The organism is Ideonella alba (assembly GCF_018069845.1).
Lineage (GTDB): Bacteria > Pseudomonadota > Gammaproteobacteria > Burkholderiales > Burkholderiaceae_C > Ideonella > Ideonella alba.
Genome location: NZ_JAGQDD010000004.1, coordinates 188,069 through 207,355, shown reverse-complemented (window position 1 = coordinate 207,355; position 19,287 = coordinate 188,069). Strand labels below are relative to the sequence as shown.

Below are 19,287 nucleotides of genomic sequence, written 5' to 3'. Positions count from 1 at the left end.
GCGCAGGCACAATCAGTGCAACGCGTCCGCCACCATGACTGCCCGCCTCGTCTTCCCACGCCGACGTGTCTGCCTGGCGGCGGCCCTGGCGGCGCTGGCCCCCCTGTCGGCCTGCCGTTCCGGCCCGCAGGGTCCGCTGCGCCTGGGCTGCCACCCCTGGCCCGGCTATGAGCTGTTCTTCCTGGCGCGCGACCTGGGCGATTGGCCGGCCGACGCGGTGCACCTGGTCGAGATGCCCTCGGCCAGCTCCAGCCTGCGCGGCCTGGGCACCCAGTCCTTGCACGCGGCAGGCCTCACGCTTGACGAAGTGCTGAGCGCGCGCGCCCGCGGCATGGATCTGCGGGTGGTGGGTGTGCTGGATGTCTCGATGGGCGCCGATGTCGTTCTGGCGCGCAGTCATCTGGGTTCGGTGGCGGCGCTGGCTGGACAGCGCGTGGGGGTCGAGGCCTCGGCGGTGGGCGCGGTCATGCTGGACGCCATGCTGTCCCGCCACGGCATGCGGGTCAGCGACGTCCGGATCATTCCCCTGGACGTTGACCAGCACGAAGCCGCCTGGCGTGAGCGGCGCATCGACGCCCTGGTCACCTACGACCCCACCGCCGGTCGCCTGCTCGCCGAGGGTGCCCGTCCGCTGTTCAGCAGTGCCGAGGTCCCCGGCTCCATCGTCGACGTACTGGCCGTCCAGGCCGACGTGCTGGAGCCCCGGGCGACCCAGATCCGGGCGGCCTTGAGGGCCCACTTCGGCGCCCTGGCTGCGCTGCGGCAGACGCCGCAGCAGCACCTGCCGCTGATCGCCCGCCGGCTGGGCATCAGCGCCGGTGAGCTCGAGGCCAGCCTGGCGCGGCTGGAACTGCCAGGGGTGGCCGACAACCACGCCTGGCTGCGTCCCGGTGGCCGGCTGCAGGACAGCGCCGATCGCCTGCGCCAGGTCATGGTCCGGGCCGGCCTGCTGGCCAACCCACCCGGCCTGGAGTTGCTGGGCAGCGCCGATTTCCTGCCAGCCGGAGGGGCGGCATGAGGCCCGATCTGAACTCGCTGCGCTGGCGCCTGGCGGCGCTGGTCGGGGTGGTCATGCTGGTCGCGCTGGCTGCGCTGCAATGGATGCACTACCGGCGTGATGCCGCCCAGCTGCAGACCGAGCTGCTGCAGCGCGCGCGCCACCAGCTGACCCTGATCGTCGTGGCTTCCGAGCGCATGGCGGCGCTCGACCCTTCACTGCTGCGCGAGGTGCTGGCCCATGCGGCGTCCGACACCATGGTGTCGCAGGCGGCGGTGATCGGGCCGACGATGCAGGTCGTGGCGTCCAGCCGCCCGAGCGACGTGGGTCAGGCCGCTGACGGCCTGCCCGACCTGCACCCCGAGTGGCTGCAGGGCCTGCACAGCGGCAGCGCCTCGCGGGTGATTGAGCTGGACCAGCCACGCCGCGTGCTGCTGGTGCATGCCTTCGAGTGGCCCGCCGAGGCCGGCCAGCTGCGCACCGGCCGGCAGGGCCTGGTGATGCTGCAGTACACGCTGGCCGGGCCGCTGCAGCAGCTCAGCGAAGACTCCTGGGAGCGCCTGGGCTGGCAGGCCGCGGTGTTCCTGCTGGCCGCGCTGGTGCTGTGGATCCTGGTCGAGGCCTGGGTGGCGCGGCCGCTGGCGGCCATGGGCCAGGCGGCCAAGGCGATCGGCGAGGGCGACCTGGGCCGGCGCCTGCCGCCGCAGCGCACCCTGGAGCTCTCGCGCATGGCCGAGAGCATCAACCGCATGGCGGCTGACCTGGCGCTGCGCGTGCAGCAGGTGCAGACCAGCGAACACCGGCTGCGCACGCTGATCGACGCTGCCCCCGAGGCGGTGCTGAGCGTGGCCGCCGACGGCCGCATCACGCAGTTCAATGCCGCCGCCGAGCGGCTGTTCGGCTGGACCGCCGCCGAGCTGCTGGGCCAGCCGCTGGACCGCCTGCTGCCACCCGACGTGCGCCAGGGCCACGCGGCCCTGGTGGCGCTGGGCACCCAGGAAGGCGCCGGCGTGCGCACCATGGGGGCCGACCGCCGTGTGCGTGGCCTGTGCCGCGACGGCCGCTACGTGGACCTCAACGTGTCGCTGTCGCGCGTCCAGGTCGATGGCCAGTGGCACTCCACCGCGGTGATCCGCGACATCACCGAGCGCCTGGCCGCCGAGGCCGAGCTGTCGCGCTACCGCCACCAGCTTGAGGACCTGGTGCAGGAGCGCACCCAGGCGCTGGAGCGCTCACGCGACGAGGCCGAGGCCGCGACCCGCTCGAAGAGCGAGTTCCTGGCCAACATGAGCCACGAGATCCGCACGCCGATGAACGCGATCATCGGCCTGGCCTACCTGGCCCGGCGCGACGCCAATCCGCAGCAGGCCGCCCACCTCGAACGCATCGGCACCGCCGCGCGGCATCTGCTGGCCATCCTCAACGACATCCTCGACTTCTCCAAGATCGAAGCCGGCAAGCTCACGCTCGCCACGCGCGATTTCGACGTCGACGACATGGTCGACCAGGCCAGCCAGCTGGTCTGCGAGCGCGCCATGGCCAAGGGCGTGGAGGTGGTGCAGCGCATCGACCCCACGCTGCCCAGCCACCTGCGCGGCGACGACCTGCGCCTGGGCCAGGTGCTGGTCAACCTGATCGGCAACGCGATCAAGTTCACCGAGCGCGGCCATGTCCGGGTGAACCTGTCGCGCCTGCAGTCGGCCGACGGCCGGCCGCTGGTGCGCTTCGAGGTGCGCGACACCGGCATCGGCATGGACGCCGCGCAGCAGCAGCGCGTCTTCCAGCCCTTCGAGCAGGCCGATGGCTCCACCACCCGGCGCTTCGGCGGCACCGGGCTGGGCCTGTCGATCAGCCGCCGGCTGGTCGAGATGATGGGCGGTACGCTGCGTGTGGAGAGCCGCCCGGGGCAGGGCAGCCGCTTCTGGTTCGACCTGCCGCTGGAGCCGGCCCAGTCGCCGCAGCCGGGCCGTCGCGCCGTGGCCCGCTTCATGGGCACGCGCGCCCTGGTGGTGGATGACCTGGAGGACGCCCGCCTGGCCCTGGTCGAGATGCTCGAGATGCTGGGCCTGCGCGCCGATGCGGTGTCCGGCGGCGAGCAGGCCCTGAAGCGCCTGTCTGCGGCCGAAACCGAGGGCGACCCCTACGAGCTCTGCGTGCTGGACTGGCGCATGCCGGTGATGGATGGCGTCGAGACCGCGCGCCAGATCCGCGCGCTGCCGCTGCGGCAGCAGCCGGCCTTCCTGATGATCTCGGCCATGGGTGGTCAGGTGCCGCGCGACACGCTGGGCGCGGTCGGCTTCGCGGCCGTGCTGGTCAAGCCGATTTCGCCGTCGCAGCTGCACGACGCGCTGACGCGCGCGCTGCGGCGCGACCAGCGCGATGCCGCCACACCCCCGGAACCGGCCTGGCAGGCCAGTGCCCATGCCCGCGTGCTGCTGGTCGAGGACAACCCGCTCAACCGCGAGGTCAGTGCCCAGCTGCTCGAAACCCTGGGCCTGAACCCCGACCTGGCCCACGATGGCCAGATGGCGATCGAGCTGGCCAGCCAGGCCGCCTACGACCTGATCCTGATGGACGTGCAGATGCCCCAGGTGGACGGTCTGGAGGCCACGCGCCGCATCCGGCAGCTGCCCGGCCATGCGCGCACGCCGATCGTCGCGATGACCGCCAACGCCTTCCCCGAGGACCGCGAGCGCTGCCGCGCCGCGGGCATGGACGACTTCATCGCCAAGCCGGTCGAACCTGAGGCGCTGGGCGCCTTGCTGCGCCGCTGGCTGCCCGCGCCGCCGCCGCCCGCGGCGGCCCCGAGCGCCTGGCGCGGGCCGGCCATCCAGGGGCTGGACCTGGACCTGGCGCTGCGCCGGCTGGCCGGTCAGGGCGCGCTGCTGATGCGTCTGCTTGAGGTCTACGCCGACCACCACGCCGACGACGGCACGCGCCTGCTGAGTGCCTGGCGCGAGGGCCGGCTGGATCTGCTGGGCCAGGACCTGCACAGCCTGCGCGGCGCCCTGGGCAACCTGGGTGGTGAAGGCCTGATCGAACAGATCAGTCGCCTGGAAGCTGAGCTGGCGCGCGGCGTGCCGCCGCCCGAGGCCGAGATGCGCGCGCTGGCCACCGCGCTGGACGCGCTGGTGGGTCACATCCGCGACGCGCTGGCGCAGCGCTGAGCAGCGCGCCGGGCCAGGCGCCCCTCTCAGGCCCGACCGGAGCGGCGGCTGCGGGGCTGCAGCTTGTCCAGTTCGGCCAGCTGCTGACGCAGCAGCAGCAGCAGCGTGCGGGCGTGCTCGACCGGCAGGCTCAGCACCGTGGACGGTGATTCATCGTCACGCAGCTTGCGCGTCTGCACCAGCGCATCCACGCTGACCTCGATCAGGCCGTGGTCGTGGCGCATGGCCTTCAGGCGCTGGATCTCGATGTCATAAGGTTTCACAGGGGCAGACTCCGGGCGGCGAGACCTGCATTGTCGGCTGCTTCAGCCGGCCACGACAGGGACCTTGACGGTGCGCTGCGAACCGAAGGCGCTCAGGGGCACGCGCGGCCGGTCCTCGGCGAGACCGATCTCGGCGTCGTCCAGGTAGCAGCCCGGGTCCTCGGCCCAGGGGTCGCCGGTCAGCTGCTGGGCGCGCACGCGGGTGTTGCCGCCGCAGATCGCCAGGTACTGGCAGGCGGCGCAGCGGCCGCCCACCGGGCGGGGTTGCTGCTTCAGGCCGGCCATCAGCGCGTCGCGGGTGTCGGGCCAGATCGCGCTGAAGGGGCGCTGGCGCACGTTGCCCAGCGCGTGGTGCCACCACATGGTGTCGGGGTGGACCTCGCCCAGGTTGTCGATGTTGGCCACGTGCAGCCCCGAGGCATTGCCACCCCAGGCCTGCAGGCGCTGGCGCAGCGCCTCGCCAAAGCGGGCATGCAGGTCCGGGTGGCGGCGCTGCAGCCACAGCAGCAGCCAGGGGCCGTCGGCGTCGTTGTTGCCGGTCACGTACTCCTCGTCCAGGCCGCGCTGCGCGGCGTCCCAGGCGCGGTCGAACAGGGTGTCGAGCGCCGCGCGGGTGGCGGCGAACTGGGCGTCCTTGGCGCGGTGGATGTTGCCGCGGCCGGCGTAGTTCAGGTGCGAGAAGTAGAACTTCGGCGCGCCCTCGGCGCGCATCAGGTCCAGCAGCGGCTCGAAGTCGGGCGCGTTGCTGGCGGTCATGGTGTAGCGCAGGCCCACCTTCACGCCGCGCGCCAGCAGCAGGCGCACCGCGTGCAGGCTGCGGTCGAACGCGCCGGCCAGTCGCCGGAAGCGGTCGTGGGTGGCGCGCAGGCCGTCCAGGCTGATGCCCACGTAGTCGAAACCGGTGGCGGTGATGCGATCGGCCAGCGCCTCGTCGATCAGCGTGCCGTTGGTCGACAGGCCGGTGTAGAAACCCATGGCCAGCGCGCGCTCGGCGATGGGGAAGAGATCGGGCCGCAGCAGCGGCTCGCCGCCGCTGAGGATCAACACCGGCACGCCGAAGGCCTTCAGGTCGTCCATCACGGTGAAGACCTCGCCGGTGTCCAGCTCACCCGCGTAGTCGTGGTCGGCCGACAGCGCGTAGCAGTGCTGGCAGGTCAGATTGCAGCGGCGGATCAGGTTCCAGATGACCACGGGGCCTGAGATGGCGCCCCCGGCCGCGTGGCGGCCGCCCCCCAAGGGGGCAGGCGCCGGGCTTGGGGCGGCCCGGCGCTCCGGCGCCGTGGCCCCCTCGGCCCCGCGTCGACGGGGCAAGGGGTATTGGCCGCTGCGCTCGGCCTCGGCCAGCTCGCGCAGGTAGTGCGATACACGGAACATGCTCAGTCCTTCAGTCTCAGCCCGGTCTTCTTCAGGATGGCCGTGCTGTAGAGGATGTCGTGGCCGCGGCAGGCGGGGCCCAGCAGCGCGGCGATCTGCGCGGCCTGGCGTTCCACCTCGCGGCGCTGGCGGCCATGCAGCATCGCGAACAGGTTGTAGGGCCAGACGCTGCCCTGGCGCGGGCGGCGGTAGCAGTGGCTGACACCGGGCAACGCCGCCACGCGCGCGCCCAGCGCATCGACCCGGGCATCGTCCACATCCCAGACGCTCATGCCGTTGGCGGTGAAGCCCAGGCGGTAGTGGTTGGGCACGGCGCCAATGCGGCGCACCAGGCCGTTGTCGAGCATCTCGGCCAGGCGCTGGCGCACGGTCTCGCCGGGCACGCCCAGCATCGCGCCCAGGGCCTCGTAGGGGCGGTTGACCAGGGGCAGGCCGCCCTGGGTGGCGGCGATCAGCTCGCGGTCGAACTCAGTGAGTGCCATCGGCGGGCTCCATCAGCGGCAGGCGCAGCTCCACCGCGTACTCGCGCTCCTTCGGAAAGGCCAGCACCGGCAGGCCGGTGGCCGCCTCGAGCTGACCGATCACCGCGGACACCTGTGCCGCGTCCTCGGTGGCGATGACGAACCACATGTTCAGCGCATGCTCGCGGCGGTAGTTGTGGGCCACCTCGGGCAGTGCGTTGACCTGCGCCGCCACCGCGTCGAAGCGCTCCTCGGGCACGGCCATCGCAGCCAGCACGAAGCGACCCCCGGCGCGCTCGATCTGGAACAGCGGACCGAAGCGGGTGAGCTCGCCGTGCGACAGCAGGTGGCGCAGCCGCTCGATCACCAGGTCCTCGCTCCAGCCCAGCGCGCGGCCCACCTCCAGGAACGGGCGGTCGCTGAGCGGGAAGCCGCCGTGCAGGTGGCTGATCAGCCGCAGGTCATCCGGCGAGTGCATGGCGGGTCTCCTCGTCAGGGAGGTCACGGAAGCGGCGGGCGCCGGTCTGCTTGTAGCGCCGCCAGGAGAACAGCACCTGCTGCGGCAGGCCCTGCAGGCCGGCAGCGGCGCAGGCCTGGGCGAGCACGGCGCGAACGCTGTCGCGGTCACGCCCGTGGACCATGCCGTAGAGGTTGTAGGGCCACCCCTCGGCACGCTCGCGCCGGTAGCACAGCGTCACGCCGGCCTGGGCGGCCAGGCGCGGGCCCAGCGCGTCCACCAGGGTGTCCGGCACATCGAACACGGCCATCGCGTTGTGCGTGAAGCCGAACTCATGGTGCCGCACGATCAGGCCGAAGCGGCGCAGCGTGCCCTGGTCCAGCCAGCGTGCCAGCGTCTGCAGCACACGCAAGGGTGTCCAACCCAGGGCCTGGGACCAGGCGTCCACCGGGCGCTCGACAAGCGGCAGGCCGTCCTCCACCAGCGCGGCCAGCGGGCGGTCAGCATCGGCCACCGCGGGAGGACGGCGGCGCGGCTCGTCCGGCGCGGTGCTGGCGGTGCGCTGCCGCAGGTCAAAGCCCAGATCGATCCGGTAGGGGCGGCGCAAGGGCAGACGAAGCGCCGGCACGGCGGTGGCCGCCTCCAGTGTCTGCAGGCTGCGCTCTACTGCCTCAGCGTCCAGCCCGGTCATCACGAACCACAGGTTGTGCCGGTGCTCGCGCGCATAGTTGTGGTTGACGCCGGCGTGGGCCGAGACGATGGCGGCCACCGCGTCCAGCCGTGCCTCGGGCACCGCCATCGCGGCCAGCAGCGCGGCGCCGCCGGCGCTGGCGGCGAACACGCCGCCGACGCGGCTGAGCTGGCCCGCACGCTGGGCGGCGCGCAATTCGTCCAGCAGCCGCGGTACGGTCGTGCCATGCACGGCGGCCAGGGTGTCCCAGGGACGCTCGGTCAGCGGCAGACCGCGCTGCCAGGTGTTGAGCAGGTTGAGCCGGTCCATGGCGTCAGAACCCCATGCGCGCGGCGCGCGAGGTGAAGAAGATGCCGCTGGGCGCGTCCACGTCCAGCTGTGCCAGGGTGCGCAGGCTGGCGGTGTCGATGACGCTGACGCGGTGGGCGTCGCGGCTGCTGATCCACACGGCCTCGCCGCGTGGCGTGAACTCCATGTGCAGCACCGCCTGGCCAGGTTCCAGCGTGGCGACCACGCGCTGCGAGGGCGTGTCGATCACCTGCACGCGGTCGTAGTCGGGGACCGCGAAGTTGACCCACACCTGGCGGCCATCGGGCCGGGCCATCACGAACACCGGCTGACCGGCCACCGGGATGCGGCCGACCTCCTGCCAGGTGGCGGTGTCGACCACCAGCACCTCGTGGCGGCCGACGGCCGGCAGGTAGGCCTGCCGACCGGCCACCGCCCAGCCGCGCAGGTGCGGCATCTTGTAGACCGGCAGCGGCTGCTGGCCGCGGCCGTAGCCCCCCAGGATGCGCTGCACGCGGGGGGGGTCGGCCCACAGGTCGACCATCGCCAGGCCGTCCTCGCCGAACAGGCCGGCGATGTAGTGGCGGCCATCCGGGGTGACCAGGGCATCGTAGGGCTGGCGGCCGATGCCCGGGAGCCGGGTGGTCACCGGGTGCGCGGGGTCGCTGCAATCGGTGATCCAGATCGCGTCGGCATCGAACAGGCTGTAGGCGAAGCGCTGGCCGGGCAGGTCGACCAGGCCCACCACGCGCGAGCACTGGCCGGGCGCGAATTCGGCGGGCACATCGGCCACCAGGGCCAGCGTGCGGGCGTCGAAGACCTTGATGCCGCCCGGCGTGTAGTTCTGCGCCGCCACCAGCGTGCCGTCGGCGCTGATCGCGCCGCCGATCGAGTTGCCGGCCTGCATCACGCGCTGCACGATGCGCTGGGTCAGCAGGTCGACCATCGTCAGCCCGCCGTCGCGGCCGAAGACATAGGCCAGGCGGCCATCGCGCGAGAACACCACCGAGGCGTGCGACAGGTCGCCCAGGCCGGCCACCTCGCCGATGACGCGGCGCTCGCTGGTGTCGACGATGGACAGCGCGCCACGCGCGCGCTGCACGACCACGCCCAGGTCGCCGCTGCCACGCAGGGTGGGGGTGGCGCAGGCGGCCAGCAGCGGCAGCAGGCCGGCGGCCAGCAGGGTGTCACGGCGGCGCATCATCGCGGGGCCTTTGCTTCTTCAGGAAAACCGGCCGCCAGGCGCTCGGCGATCCAGCGCGCCTCGGGCTCGCTGAGCATCGCCCGCCAGGGCGGCATCGGGGTGCCGGGACGCCCGTGGACGATCGTCGCGACCATGGATTCGAGCGGCTTGTCGGCCAGCGCCGCAGGCGTGAGCGCCGGGCCCAGACCACCGGTCAGCCGCATGCCGTGGCAGGAGCCGCAGTCCTGCCGCACCATGCGCACCAGCTGCTGCTGGCGCTCAGGCGCGGGCTCGGCGGCGGCCGCCAGGGGCAGCAGCGCCAGCAGCAGAACGGCGGCGCGGGCCATGCTCAGCTCTTCAGGATCTGCTCGACAGCGGCCTTCAGGTCGGCGTCGTTGATCTTGTCGGGCGGGTTGGGCGCCATCGGGATCGGGCCGAAGCTGCCGGAGCCGCCCTGGCGGACCTTGTCCATCAGCCTGGCCACCACGTCCTGGCCCTTGTACCTGGCGGCGATGTCCTTGAAGGACGGTCCCACCAGCTTCTTGTCCTTGGCATGGCAGGCCAGGCAGCCGGCCTTGTTCATCGCCTCATCGGCCTGGGCCAGGGCGCCGGCGGCGGCCAGCGCCAATGCGGTGGCGATCAGCAGTGTCTTCATGGGCTTCTCCTTCGCGGAGGGCGGGCAGGGCCGGACCCCGCCCGCCCAGGGTCAGTAGATGTCGTGCTGGGTGTTGTTGACGTTGAAGTGACCCGTGGGCGTGATCAGGCGCGGGTCCTTGATCACCGCCTTGAGCTTCAGCGTCCTGTCGTCCACCACCACCAGCGCGCTCTGCTTGTTCTTGGCGCTCCACACCGAGAACCAGACCTCGTCGCCGGCCTTGTTGTACTCAGGCTGGACCACGCGCTTGGCACCGTCATCGCTCAGACCGGCCCATTCGGCGATCGGCAGCACGGTGAAGCCCTTGGCCAGGTTCTTCACGTCGTACACCGCCACCGACTGCGACAGCTTGGGATCGGGGTTCAGCGGCGTGTCCACATACAGGTGGGTGGACTTGGGGTGGCTCTTGATGAACAGCGAGCCGCCGCCCTGGCCCTTGACCGTGTCCACCACCTTCCAGGCCTGCTGGGGGTGGCCCTTGGGGTCGGTGCCGATCATCGAGATCGTCTCGTCGCCCAGGTGGCTGGTGGCCCAGACCGGCCCGAACTGCGGGTGCGTGAAGTTGGCGCCCCGGCCCGGGTGGGGGATCTTGCCGACATCGATCAGCGCGGCCAGCTTGCCTTCCTTCAGGTCCACCGCGGCCACCTTGTTGGACTGGTTGGCGGCCACCATGAAGTAGCGGTGGGTGCTGTCCAGGCCGCCGTCGTGCAGGAAGCGGGCGGTCTCGATCTCGGTGGTCTTGAGGTTCTTCAGGTTGGAGTAGTCCACCAGCAGGGTCTTGCCGGTTTCCTTCACGTTGACCACGAACTCGGGCTTGAAGTGGCTGGCCACGATCGAGGCCACGCGCGGCTCGGGGTGGTACTCCTGCTTGTCCACCGTCATGCCGCGGGTGGCGACGATCTTCAGCGGCTCCAGGGTGTCGCCCTTCATGATCGTGTACTGCGGCGGCCAGTAGCTGCCGGCGATGGCGAGCTTGTCCTCGAAGCCCTTGTACTTGCTGGTGTCGACCGAGCGCGCCTCCAGGCCCACGCGGATCTCGGCCACGTTGTCGGGCTTGGGCATCCACAGGTCGATCATGTTGATCTTGGCGTCGCGGCCGATCACGAACAGGTAGCGGCCCGAGGCCGACAGGCGGCTGATGTGCACCGCGTAGCCGGTCTTGACGATGTTGATGATCTGCTTGGTGTCGCCGTCGATCAGCGCCACCTCGCCGGTGTCACGCAGCGTGGTGGAGAAGATGTTGGCGATGTTGTAGTCGTTCATCTTCTTCGTCGGCCGCTGCTCGGGCGGGACGATGACCTTCCAGGTCTTCTTCATGTCCTCCATGCTCCACTCCGGCGGTTGCGGAGGGTCCTGCTGGATGTAGCGCGCCATCAGGTCGGTGGTCTTCTCGTCGAAGTCGCCGCTGGTCTGCCAGTTGGGCATGCCCGCGGGCGAGCCGTAGGCGATGAAGACCTTTAGGTAGTCGGTGCCCTTGCCCAGCGTGATGTCCGGGGTCAGCGGCTTGCCGGTGGCGCCCTTGCGCAACACGCCGTGGCAGCCGGCGCAGCGCTCGAAGTAGATCTGGCGGGCCTTGTCGAACTCGGCCTGCGTCATCTGCGGGGCCTTCGGGTTGGTGCTCTGGTACATCGGCTCATTGGCCAGGGGGGAGCCGCCCGCCTGGTAGTTCATCTCGGGCTGGGTGACGGCCTTCTTGTCCTGCGCCAGGGCGCCGGTGGCCAGCAGCGTCGCGAGGGTCATCGCGGTGAGCCGGGCAATCGTCGGAGCGTTCATGGTGTGTCTTCGTTCCTCGAGGAGCAGCGCGTGGGTCGGCCCGTGCAGGGTGCAGGGGGCGGGCTCGCCGGGCGGCTGTCCATCGTCGAAGCAGCGAGCGTCGGCATCGTCCCGCCGCCGGGTCGGGGGTGTCCTTGAACTGGTTCAAGGACGGCACCGAGCCTGGCTCGCGAAGATGCCGCCATGCCCAGAGACCTTGACCATCCACCGCGCCGCTTCGGCACGGTCACGCTGCTCGGCGCCGGTCCGGGCGATCCTGAACTGCTGACGGTGAAGGCCGTCAAGGCATTGCAGCGCGCCCGCCTGGTGCTGCACGACCACCTGGTCGGCGACGAGGTGCTGGCCCTGCTGCCGCCGGGCTGCGAGAAGCACTATGTGGGCAAGGAGTCGGCACGCCACGCGCTGCCGCAACGCGAGATCACCGCGCTGCTGGTGCGCCTGGCACACCAGGGCCATGACGTGCTGCGCCTGAAGGGCGGCGACGGCTACATCTTCGGCCGCGGTGGTGAGGAGGCCCAGGCGCTGGCCATCGCCGGCGTGCCCTTCACGGTGATCCCGGGCCTGACCGCAGCACAGGGCGCCGCGGCGGCGGCGGGCATTCCGCTGACCCACCGCGACCACGGCCGCGCGCTGGTGCTGGCCACCGGCCATGGCCGCGAGGGCCACCCGCTGGACCTGGACTGGTCGCTGCTGGCGCGGCCGCAGCAGACCAGCGTGATCTACATGGGCGTGGCCCACCTGCCGGCGATCTGCGCCGGCCTGGTGGCCCATGGCTTGCCGGCCCACACGCCGGCTGCGCTGGTCGAGCGCGCGACGCTGCCCGGTCAGCGCTGCGTGGACGGCACCCTGGCCACGCTGCCCGCGCTGGCCGCCGAGGCCGGCATCCAGCCCCCGGCGCTGATCTTCGTGGGTGAGGTGGTGCGCTTGCGCTCGGTGCTGGCGCCGGCGCAGCGCGTGGCGCCCGCAGTCCGCTGACTAGGGCCTTGGGGGAGAATGCAAGGGAATCCTCGCCCGCGCTCCTCGGCAATGCCCGCCACCGATCCCCATGCCCACCTCGCTGGCAGCCAGGCGCGCACGCTGGCCTATGCGTTCGACCTGTGTGCCAGTGCGCTGGGGCTGTTTCCGGCGAGCTATGTGGCCTACCTGAACGAGTCGCCGCACACGCCCGGCGTGACCGAGTTCGCGGTGCTGTTCCTGGCCTATCACGCCTATTTCCTGGGGCTGCGTGAAGGCGTGACTCCCGGCAAGCGCGTCATGAACCTGGCCGTGCTGAGCCGCCATGGCCAGGCGCTGGGGCCGGTGCAGGGCCTGTGGCGGGCGGTGCTGCTGAGCCTGCCCTGGCTGCTGATCGCGGCCGGCGACCACCCGGCCCTGCAGCAAGGGATGTCGCTGACGATCTGGGCAGGGTTGCCCACGGCCGGCACCGCGTGGTTGCTGCTGGACCTGGTGCTGATCGACAGCCTGCGAGACCGCCGCTCGCTGACCGATCGCCTGGCGGCGACGCTGGTGGTGCGATTGCCGCCGCCCGAACCGCACCGGGCGCCAGCGATTCCGATGTACAGCGCGCGTGACGCCGAGTTCGGTGACCCGCCCAGGCGGCCGCCCGAGCGATGAGCGGTCATCCCGCACGCGCGGTCGTCGCCGTGCTGTGGCAGCTGTGTCGGCTGCTGGCGTTGGCCGTGCTGGCCTTCGCCGTCTGGGGCTGGACCTCTGGGCAATGGGCCGGTCGCCTGTTTCCGCTGGTATGGCCGCGACCGTACCTGGAGATGGTCAGCGCCACCGCCGTCGGCTCGCTGGCGGCGGCGGTGGTCACCGTGCCCTGGCTGACCCGCTGGTGGCCGCAGCGCTGGGGATGGGCGGCCCTGGCGGTGGCGTCGCCGATGCTGCTGCTGCGGGGCAGCGGCCTGCTGTCCTACGCGGGTTCGGGCGAGACGCGCATCCTGGTGATGTCGGTCGTCGAAGCGCTGCTGCATGCGCTGGCCCTCGTGGGTGGGGCGGCGTGGTGGCGCCGCCGGCATGGCACCATGCCACCGCTTCCAACGTCCCTCCGCCATGACCCCTGACGACACCGATCTGGCCGTCCTCGCCGACGCGCTGATCCACAGCCGCCAGCACATCGGCCCCAAGCGCCTGGTCGCGCCGGGGCCGGACGAGGCCACGCTGCGCGTGCTGCTGGCGGCGGCCGCCGCGGCGCCCGATCACCAGCAGCTGCGGCCGTGGCGCTTCCATGTGCTGGGCCCGCAGGCGCGGGCGCGGCTGGGCGAGGCCTTTGCGCAGGCGCTGCAGGAGCGCGATCCCGCGGCCACCGAGAGCCAGGTGGCCGATGCCCGTGACAAGGCGCTGCGGGGCCCGGTGCTGCTGCTGGCCGTGGCCGACCTGCGCGCCGACGAGCCCGGCGTGGCCGAGGCCGAGCGCCTGGTGTCGCTGGGCGCGGCGATCCAGAACCTGCTGCTGGCGGCGCAGGCGCGCGGCTGGGGCAGCGGGCTGACCAGTGGCCGCTCGATGCGCTCGACCGCGCTGCGCCAGGCCTTCGGCCTGCAGGAGGGCGAGCACGCGGTGTGCTGCATCACGCTGGGCACGGTCAGCCGCGCCAAGCCGGCGCGGCTGCGGCCCGCGGTGGACGAGATCGCGCGCTGGGAGCCCTGAGGCAAGGCCGAGCAAGTCCCTCGCGGCGACTGGCTCGGCGTCGCCCTGGTCAACGGGCCTTCGGATCCTCGGCGGCCGGCTCGTAGGGGCTGTGCAGGTCCACCACCTTGGCGGCGCGCTTGCGCATGTGGATGTTGAGCATCTCCACGCCCAGCGAGAAGGCCATCGCGAAGTAGACGTACCCCTTGGGCACGTGGTGGTCGAAACCCTCGGCGATCAGCACCACGCCCACCACCACCAGGAAGGACAGCGCCAGCATCTTGATGGTGGGGTGGTCCGAGACGAAGCGGCCGATCGGCGCGGCGAACAGCATCATCAGGCCCACCGAGGCGATCACCGCGGCGATCATGATGCGCACGTCGCTGACCATGCCCACCGCGGTGATGATCGAGTCCAGCGAGAACACCAGGTCGACGATCATGATCTGCACGATCACCGCGGCCAGCGTGGTCTTCACCGCGGCCGAGGCATGGCCCTCCTCGCCTTCGAGCGAGCCGTGGATCTCGGTGGTGCTCTTCCAGATCAGGAACAGGCCGCCCAGGATCAGGATCAGGTCGCGCCCCGAGATGCCCTGGCCGAAGATGGTGAACAGCGGCTGCACCAGGCCGACGATCCAGGCCAGCACCAGCAGCAGGCCGATGCGCATGAACATCGCCATGAACAGGCCCAGGCGACGCGCGAACTCCTGTTTGGCCTTGGGCAGCTTGTCGACCAGGATCGAGATGAAGATGATGTTGTCGATGCCCAGCACCAGCTCCAGCGCGGTGAGGGTGGCGAAGGCAATCCAGGCTTCGGGGCTGGTCAGCAGTTCCATGGGCGCGTCCTGTGTTCGGGCGCGCGATGATAGGGGCGGCGGAGCTCCCTTGGGAAGTGCCGGGGATCTTCAGGTCCCCGACGGGGCGGAGGCCGCCGCGTCCAGATCGGCCGGCTCAGCGCCGGAGGGCTCCCTGTGGGCGATGCCGAAGTGGCAGTCGATGCAGGTCTTGCCTTCGGTCGCCAGTCGCCGGTGCTGCTTCTGCGCCGTCTTGCCCTGCAACTCGGGGTCCATGGCCTGAACGTTGTGGCAGCTGCGGCACTCGCGCGAGTCGGTGGCCTTCATGCGCTGCCACACCTGCTGCGCCAGCGCCAGCCGGTGCTGCTCGAAGCGCTCGGGCGTGTCGATCTCGCCGGAGAAGTGGCCGACGATGTCCTTGACCGCGCCGAGCTTGCGCCACAGCACGTCCGGAAACTCGTGCGGCACATGGCAGTCGCCGCAGCCGGCCTGCACGCCGGTGCGGTTGCGTGCGTGGATGGTGTGGCTGTACTCGGCAAAGTTGTTGTCCTTCATCTCGTGGCACGTGATGCAGAACTCGGTGCGGTTGGTGGCGTGCAGGCCGGCCGTGCCACCCAACGCGATGGCCATGCCCAGCAGCACCAGGGCGAGCGCACCCAGCCAGCCGCGCCAACCCGATGACGGACGCCTCATTTGAGCTGCAGCACGAAGGCGATGACATCAGCGCGGCCCTGGGCATCACCCAGGCCGTCGTACTTCATCTTGCCGCCGGGCACCACCTTCTTCGGCGCCGTGATGTAGGCGTCGATCTTCTCGGGCGTCCAGGTGATGCCGCTGGCTTTCATGGCGTCGGAGTAACCGGCGAAGCTGGCCACGGTGCCCGCCTTGCGGCCGTTGACGCCGGTGAGGGTGGGGCCCTTCTTGTCCTTGCCGGGCTGGGCGCTGTGGCAGTCGCCGCATTCCTCGGCAAAGGTGTCGGCGCCGCGTTTGGCGTTGCCCTCGGCATGGGCCAGCGCCGCAGCGCCGGCCAGCAGGATCAGGGGAATGGCGCGGCGCATGCTCACAGGCTCCACCAGAAGAACAGCATGGTGGTGTTGTTGTCGCGGGCGCGGCGGTCGACGCCATTCACGTCGTCGATGTAGTGGCTGCCGCCGTTGAACTTGCTGTAGCCGGTGTACTGCAGGCCCACGCGCAGGTTGGCCCAGGGCGAGCCCCAGGAGCTTTCCTTGCCCCAGGGCGTCCAGTCCAGCTGCAGCATGTAGCCGTTGGTGTCGGGCCTGGCGCTGTAGGAGCTGCCGCCCCACAGGCCGGTGTCGGCACTGCCGCTGCTGCCGAACAGGCCGGCGGTGGCGCCCCAGGTCTGCTGCCAGGTGTAGGAGCCGGTCAGGCGCCAGGTCTTGAGCGAGCCGCTCGCGCTGCTGGCACCGCCGGCGGCCTGGGTGGCGTTGAGCTTCTGGCCCTCGTGCATCCAGCTGGCGTTCAGCGTATAGATGTGCTCACGGTTGCCCAGCCACTGGTAGCCGGCGTCCAGGCCCCAGTCGCTGAAGTGGTCGGTACTGGACGGTGCGCCGCGGTCCGGCGCCAGCGCGGCGGACAGGCCCGAGAGGCCGACATGCCAGTTGTCGCGCTTGCGGTCGTCCAGGTAGGCCAGGCGCCAGTACAGCGCGGGGTGAGACAGGCGGCCCACGTCCTCGGCGTTGATGGCGCTGATCGCCTTGGTGGAGAGCGACTTGTACAGGCCCAGCTCGCCATACCAGTGCTTGTCATGCAGCGCATACAGGTTGGCGCCCAGCACCGCGCCGGCCAGGTTCTCCATCATCGGCGTCGGGCCCTGGCCGAAGCCGAAATCGCTGGCGGTGTACGGGAAGCGCCACTGGCCCAGGGTGTTGAAGGGGTCGGTCAGCGTGGGGTTGCCGTTGATGGCCAGGCCGACGGTGGTCTCCTTGTCGCCCAGCGTCAGGCTGCGCGCGTAGCGCAGGTCCAGCTGGTCCAGCGCCCAGGCGCGGTCGACGCCGGCATAGGTGGACTGCACGAAGGCGCCGATGTGGTCGGTCAGGCGGCCGGCCAGGAAGGCCGAGGTCTCCTGGATGGCGCTGTTGTTGTTGGCCTTGAAGTGGTCAGGCACCTCGGGCAGGTCCTTGGCGCTGCGCGTGAGGTTGGCGATCATCATGGCAGACAGCGGCACCTTGCCGTCCTTGCCGTCGGTCTCGGTGTAGCCGTTGATCTTGAACTGCTGGCCGAAGGGCGTGAGCTGCGGGCCGAAGGCGCCGATGTGGCAGGCGGCGCATTCGCTGCCGGTCTGGCGGGCAAAGCTGGGCACGGCCCAGGCGGGGGTGAGGCTGGCGGCCAGCAGCGCGGCGCCGGCCATCACGCGGGCGAGACGGCGGGCGGCACGGTGGGCCGTGGAGGTGCGGTGCATCTAGGCTCCCTGACAGAGGTGGGACAAACTGGCGTCCATCCTCCGCGGGCGCAGCCTTCAATCCGCTGACAGCATGCGTAACGGCTGGAAATCGACCCGCACCCGGCCGCCGCGGCCGCCCGGGCCGTCGTGGATCGAGACCTGGGCGCCATGGCGCTCGGCGATTTCGCGCACGATGGCCAGGCCCAGACCCGATCCCAGCCGGTCGTGCTCGTTCAGCCGCACGTAGCGCTCGAAGACGCGCGCCCGGTCGGCTGGCGGGATGCCGGGGCCGTCGTCCTCGACCTCCAGGAAGGGCCGGCCGTCCGCCACGCCGCAGCGGGCGGTGACGGTGCTGCCCTCGGGCGTGTGCTGGATCGCGTTGCCCACCAGGTTCAGCAGCAGCTCGCGCAGCAGCCAGCGCGAGCCGATCACCCGCGCCTCGCCGGTCTCGAAGCCCAGGTCCACCCGCCGGGCCAGCGCGGCGTCCAGGCTGGCGTTGGCGGCGTCCTGCAGCAGGTCGGCCAGGGCCAGCGGGGCCATGGGCACCGGCGCCGCGCCCTCGCTGCCGGCGCGGGCCAGCGCCAGCATCTGGTGCGCCAGGTGTGACAGGCGCTGCACCGACTGCGACACCTCGGCCACCCGGGCGGCCGCCGGCGCCGGCAGGGCTTCCCGCGTCAGCAGATCGACCTGCGTGCTCAGGCTGGCCAGCGGGGTGCGCAGCTGGTGCGCGGTGCTGTCGATGAAGGCCTGGCGGGCGCGGGCGGTGGCGCGCACCCGGCTGACCAGGCGGTTGATGGCGCGCAGCAGCGGCACAGTCTCGTGCGGCGCCAGGCGCAGCGGCAGCGGGCGCAGCTCGTCGATCTCATGGCGCTCCAGGCGCTCGCCCAGCAGGTCCAGTGGCCGCAGCGCGAAGCGCACCGCGACCAGGGCGGCCACCACCACCGCCAGTGCGATCGCCAGGTTGGTGGCGGCGGTCACGTACAGCAGTTCGCGGGCTTCGCGGCGGCGGCCGTTGACGGTTTCAGCCACCAGGATGGTCGCGCGCGCATCGGGGCCGCGGTAGCGGTGCTGCACCACCCGCACCGGCTGGCCGCCCAGGCGGGCGTTGAAGATCTGCGTGTCCTCGTCGGTCTCGGCGCGGCGCAGCGTGGCCAGCGCCAGGTCGCCGGCCAGCGGGGCGCCGCTGGCCTGCAGCACCAGGTAGTGCAGCGGATCGTCGGGCTGGGCCCGGCTGAGGGCCTGCACCATGGCCGGCAGGTGGGCGGCGAGGTCGCCGTCGCCCTCGGCCTCCAGGCGCGCCGACAGGCCCACGGCCAGGCTGGCCAGTGCGCGGTCGTGCGACTCGTCGGTCAGGCGCCGGGCGCTGACATAGTCGACAGTGGCGCCGATCAGCACCAGCAGCGCCAGCGGCAGGCCCACCGCCAGCAGCAGCCGGCCGGCCAGCGAGCGCAGCGGATGGCGGGGCAGGCGTCTAGGCGACACCGGCGTCCAGCTCCAGCCGGTAGCCCAGGCCGCGCACGGTGCGCAGCGCCACGCCGCTGCCGGCCAGCTTGCCGCGCAGGCGCGAGGCGTAGATCTCGACGGCGTTGGCGGTCAGTTCGTTGTCCCAGCGACTGAGCGAATCGATCAGGCGCTGCTTGGCCACCACCTCGGGGGCGCTGAGCAACAGGTGCTCCAGCAGGTCCCATTCGCGACCGGTCAGCGCCAGCGCGGCCTCGCCCAGCCGGGCCTCGCGCAGGCCGACATCCATCTGCAGCGGCCCGAAGCCCAGCGTGCGACCGCTGGCCGAGCGGCCGCGGCGCACCAGCGCGTGGCAGCGGGCGACCAGCTCGGGCGTCTGGAAGGGCTTGACGAGGTAGTCATCGGCGCCCTCGTCCAGGCCGCGCACCCGGTCTTCCAGCGCGTCGCGGGCGGTCAGCATCAGCACCGGCAGGCGGCGACCCGCGTGGCGGATGCGGCGCAGCAGCGCCAGGCCACTGATGCCGGGCAGGCCGATGTCCAGGATGGCCAGGTCGTAGTCGGTGCACAGCAGCACCGACTCGGCGGTCTCGCCGCGGTCCAGCCATTCGACCGTGAAGCCGGCCTGGCCCAGTGCCTCGGACACCGAGCGGGCCAGCGGGGCATCGTCTTCAACCAGCAGCACACGCATGGGGCGACAT

General features: G+C 71.6%; 21 protein-coding genes. 6 read left to right on the top strand and 15 right to left on the bottom strand.

Annotated elements, in window-relative coordinates; all coding sequences use genetic code 11:
* The first annotated feature begins 34 nt into the window (after positions 1–34).
* A complete protein-coding gene (locus tag KAK03_RS08640; protein ID WP_210853402.1) occupies positions 35–1,018 on the top strand; it encodes an ABC transporter substrate-binding protein in 984 nt (327 codons plus the stop codon).
* Positions 1,015–4,164 carry a hybrid sensor histidine kinase/response regulator gene (locus KAK03_RS08635; RefSeq protein WP_210853400.1) on the top strand — a complete coding sequence of 1,050 codons (3,150 nt, stop codon included), beginning with the start codon at positions 1,015–1,017 and terminating at the stop codon, positions 4,162–4,164. Before KAK03_RS08640 ends, KAK03_RS08635 begins: the two co-directional genes overlap by 4 nt.
* Positions 4,165–4,190: 26 nt before the next feature.
* Here KAK03_RS08635 and KAK03_RS08630 read toward each other — a convergent pair whose 3' ends face one another.
* From KAK03_RS08630 to KAK03_RS08590, 9 genes are read right to left on the bottom strand one after another with little or no spacing between them, the layout of a single operon-like run.
* On the bottom strand, positions 4,191–4,427 hold the full coding sequence (locus KAK03_RS08630) for a hypothetical protein (protein WP_210853398.1): 237 nt from the start codon (positions 4,425–4,427) through the stop codon (positions 4,191–4,193).
* A gap of 42 nt (positions 4,428–4,469) precedes the next feature.
* The gene (nirJ, locus tag KAK03_RS08625; RefSeq protein WP_210853396.1) at positions 4,470–5,801 is read right to left on the bottom strand and encodes a heme d1 biosynthesis radical SAM protein NirJ; all 1,332 of its coding nucleotides are present in this window, start codon (positions 5,799–5,801) and stop codon (positions 4,470–4,472) included.
* A gap of 2 nt (positions 5,802–5,803) precedes the next feature.
* Entirely contained in the window at positions 5,804–6,283 is a 480-nt protein-coding gene (ahbB, locus tag KAK03_RS08620; RefSeq protein WP_210853394.1) for a siroheme decarboxylase subunit beta, read from the bottom strand.
* Positions 6,270–6,740, bottom strand: a complete 471-nt coding sequence (locus tag KAK03_RS08615) for an Lrp/AsnC family transcriptional regulator (protein WP_210853392.1) — start codon at positions 6,738–6,740, stop codon at positions 6,270–6,272. The genes ahbB (KAK03_RS08620) and KAK03_RS08615 overlap by 14 nt, the downstream gene beginning before the upstream one ends.
* Positions 6,724–7,719 (bottom strand): siroheme decarboxylase subunit beta, encoded by a 996-nt coding sequence (ahbB, locus tag KAK03_RS08610; protein WP_210853391.1) that lies wholly within the window; start codon positions 7,717–7,719, stop codon positions 6,724–6,726. Before ahbB (KAK03_RS08610) ends, KAK03_RS08615 begins: the two co-directional genes overlap by 17 nt.
* 4 nt (positions 7,720–7,723) lie before the next feature.
* Entirely contained in the window at positions 7,724–8,899 is a 1,176-nt protein-coding gene (locus KAK03_RS08605; RefSeq protein WP_210853529.1) for a cytochrome D1 domain-containing protein, read from the bottom strand.
* On the bottom strand, positions 8,899–9,228 hold the full coding sequence (locus KAK03_RS08600; RefSeq protein ID WP_210853389.1) for a c-type cytochrome: 330 nt from the start codon (positions 9,226–9,228) through the stop codon (positions 8,899–8,901). The genes KAK03_RS08605 and KAK03_RS08600 overlap by 1 nt, the downstream gene beginning before the upstream one ends.
* Before the next feature lie 2 nt (positions 9,229–9,230).
* Positions 9,231–9,536, bottom strand: coding sequence for a c-type cytochrome (locus KAK03_RS08595; RefSeq protein ID WP_210853387.1), 306 nt, complete (start codon positions 9,534–9,536; stop codon positions 9,231–9,233).
* A 51-nt stretch (positions 9,537–9,587) separates the two neighbouring features.
* Entirely contained in the window at positions 9,588–11,309 is a 1,722-nt protein-coding gene (locus KAK03_RS08590; RefSeq protein WP_210853385.1) for a cytochrome D1 domain-containing protein, read from the bottom strand.
* A 183-nt stretch (positions 11,310–11,492) separates the two neighbouring features.
* Between KAK03_RS08590 and cobA the strand changes: the two genes are divergently transcribed.
* From cobA to KAK03_RS08570, 4 genes are read left to right on the top strand one after another with little or no spacing between them, the layout of a single operon-like run.
* Positions 11,493–12,284, top strand: a complete 792-nt coding sequence (gene cobA / locus KAK03_RS08585) for a uroporphyrinogen-III C-methyltransferase (RefSeq protein ID WP_210853377.1) — start codon at positions 11,493–11,495, stop codon at positions 12,282–12,284.
* A gap of 51 nt (positions 12,285–12,335) precedes the next feature.
* Positions 12,336–12,923 carry an RDD family protein gene (locus tag KAK03_RS08580; RefSeq protein ID WP_210853375.1) on the top strand — a complete coding sequence of 196 codons (588 nt, stop codon included), beginning with the start codon at positions 12,336–12,338 and terminating at the stop codon, positions 12,921–12,923.
* The gene (locus tag KAK03_RS08575) at positions 12,920–13,372 is read left to right on the top strand and encodes a hypothetical protein (protein ID WP_210853372.1); all 453 of its coding nucleotides are present in this window, start codon (positions 12,920–12,922) and stop codon (positions 13,370–13,372) included. Before KAK03_RS08580 ends, KAK03_RS08575 begins: the two co-directional genes overlap by 4 nt.
* Positions 13,362–13,955, top strand: a complete 594-nt coding sequence (locus KAK03_RS08570) for a nitroreductase family protein (protein ID WP_210853370.1) — start codon at positions 13,362–13,364, stop codon at positions 13,953–13,955. The genes KAK03_RS08575 and KAK03_RS08570 overlap by 11 nt, the downstream gene beginning before the upstream one ends.
* A 49-nt stretch (positions 13,956–14,004) precedes the next feature.
* Here the strand turns inward: KAK03_RS08570 and KAK03_RS08565 are convergent, their stop codons facing one another.
* From KAK03_RS08565 to KAK03_RS08540, 6 genes are all read right to left on the bottom strand, one after another.
* Positions 14,005–14,769, bottom strand: coding sequence for a TerC family protein (locus KAK03_RS08565; RefSeq protein WP_210853368.1), 765 nt, complete (start codon positions 14,767–14,769; stop codon positions 14,005–14,007).
* 69 nt (positions 14,770–14,838) lie between these two features.
* Positions 14,839–15,420: a NapC/NirT family cytochrome c gene (locus KAK03_RS08560; RefSeq protein WP_210853366.1), complete on the bottom strand. Its 582-nt coding sequence runs from the start codon at positions 15,418–15,420 to the stop codon at positions 14,839–14,841.
* Positions 15,417–15,785, bottom strand: coding sequence for a c-type cytochrome (locus KAK03_RS08555; RefSeq protein ID WP_210853364.1), 369 nt, complete (start codon positions 15,783–15,785; stop codon positions 15,417–15,419). The genes KAK03_RS08560 and KAK03_RS08555 overlap by 4 nt, the downstream gene beginning before the upstream one ends.
* A gap of 2 nt (positions 15,786–15,787) precedes the next feature.
* Complete coding sequence (locus tag KAK03_RS08550) at positions 15,788–17,146, bottom strand: cytochrome c1 protein (RefSeq protein WP_210853362.1); 1,359 nt, start codon at positions 17,144–17,146, stop codon at positions 15,788–15,790.
* Between the two features lie 57 nt (positions 17,147–17,203).
* Entirely contained in the window at positions 17,204–18,610 is a 1,407-nt protein-coding gene (locus KAK03_RS08545) for a sensor histidine kinase (protein WP_210853360.1), read from the bottom strand.
* Complete coding sequence (locus tag KAK03_RS08540; RefSeq protein ID WP_210853358.1) at positions 18,600–19,277, bottom strand: response regulator; 678 nt, start codon at positions 19,275–19,277, stop codon at positions 18,600–18,602. The genes KAK03_RS08545 and KAK03_RS08540 overlap by 11 nt, the downstream gene beginning before the upstream one ends.
* Positions 19,278–19,287: the final 10 nt, after the last annotated feature.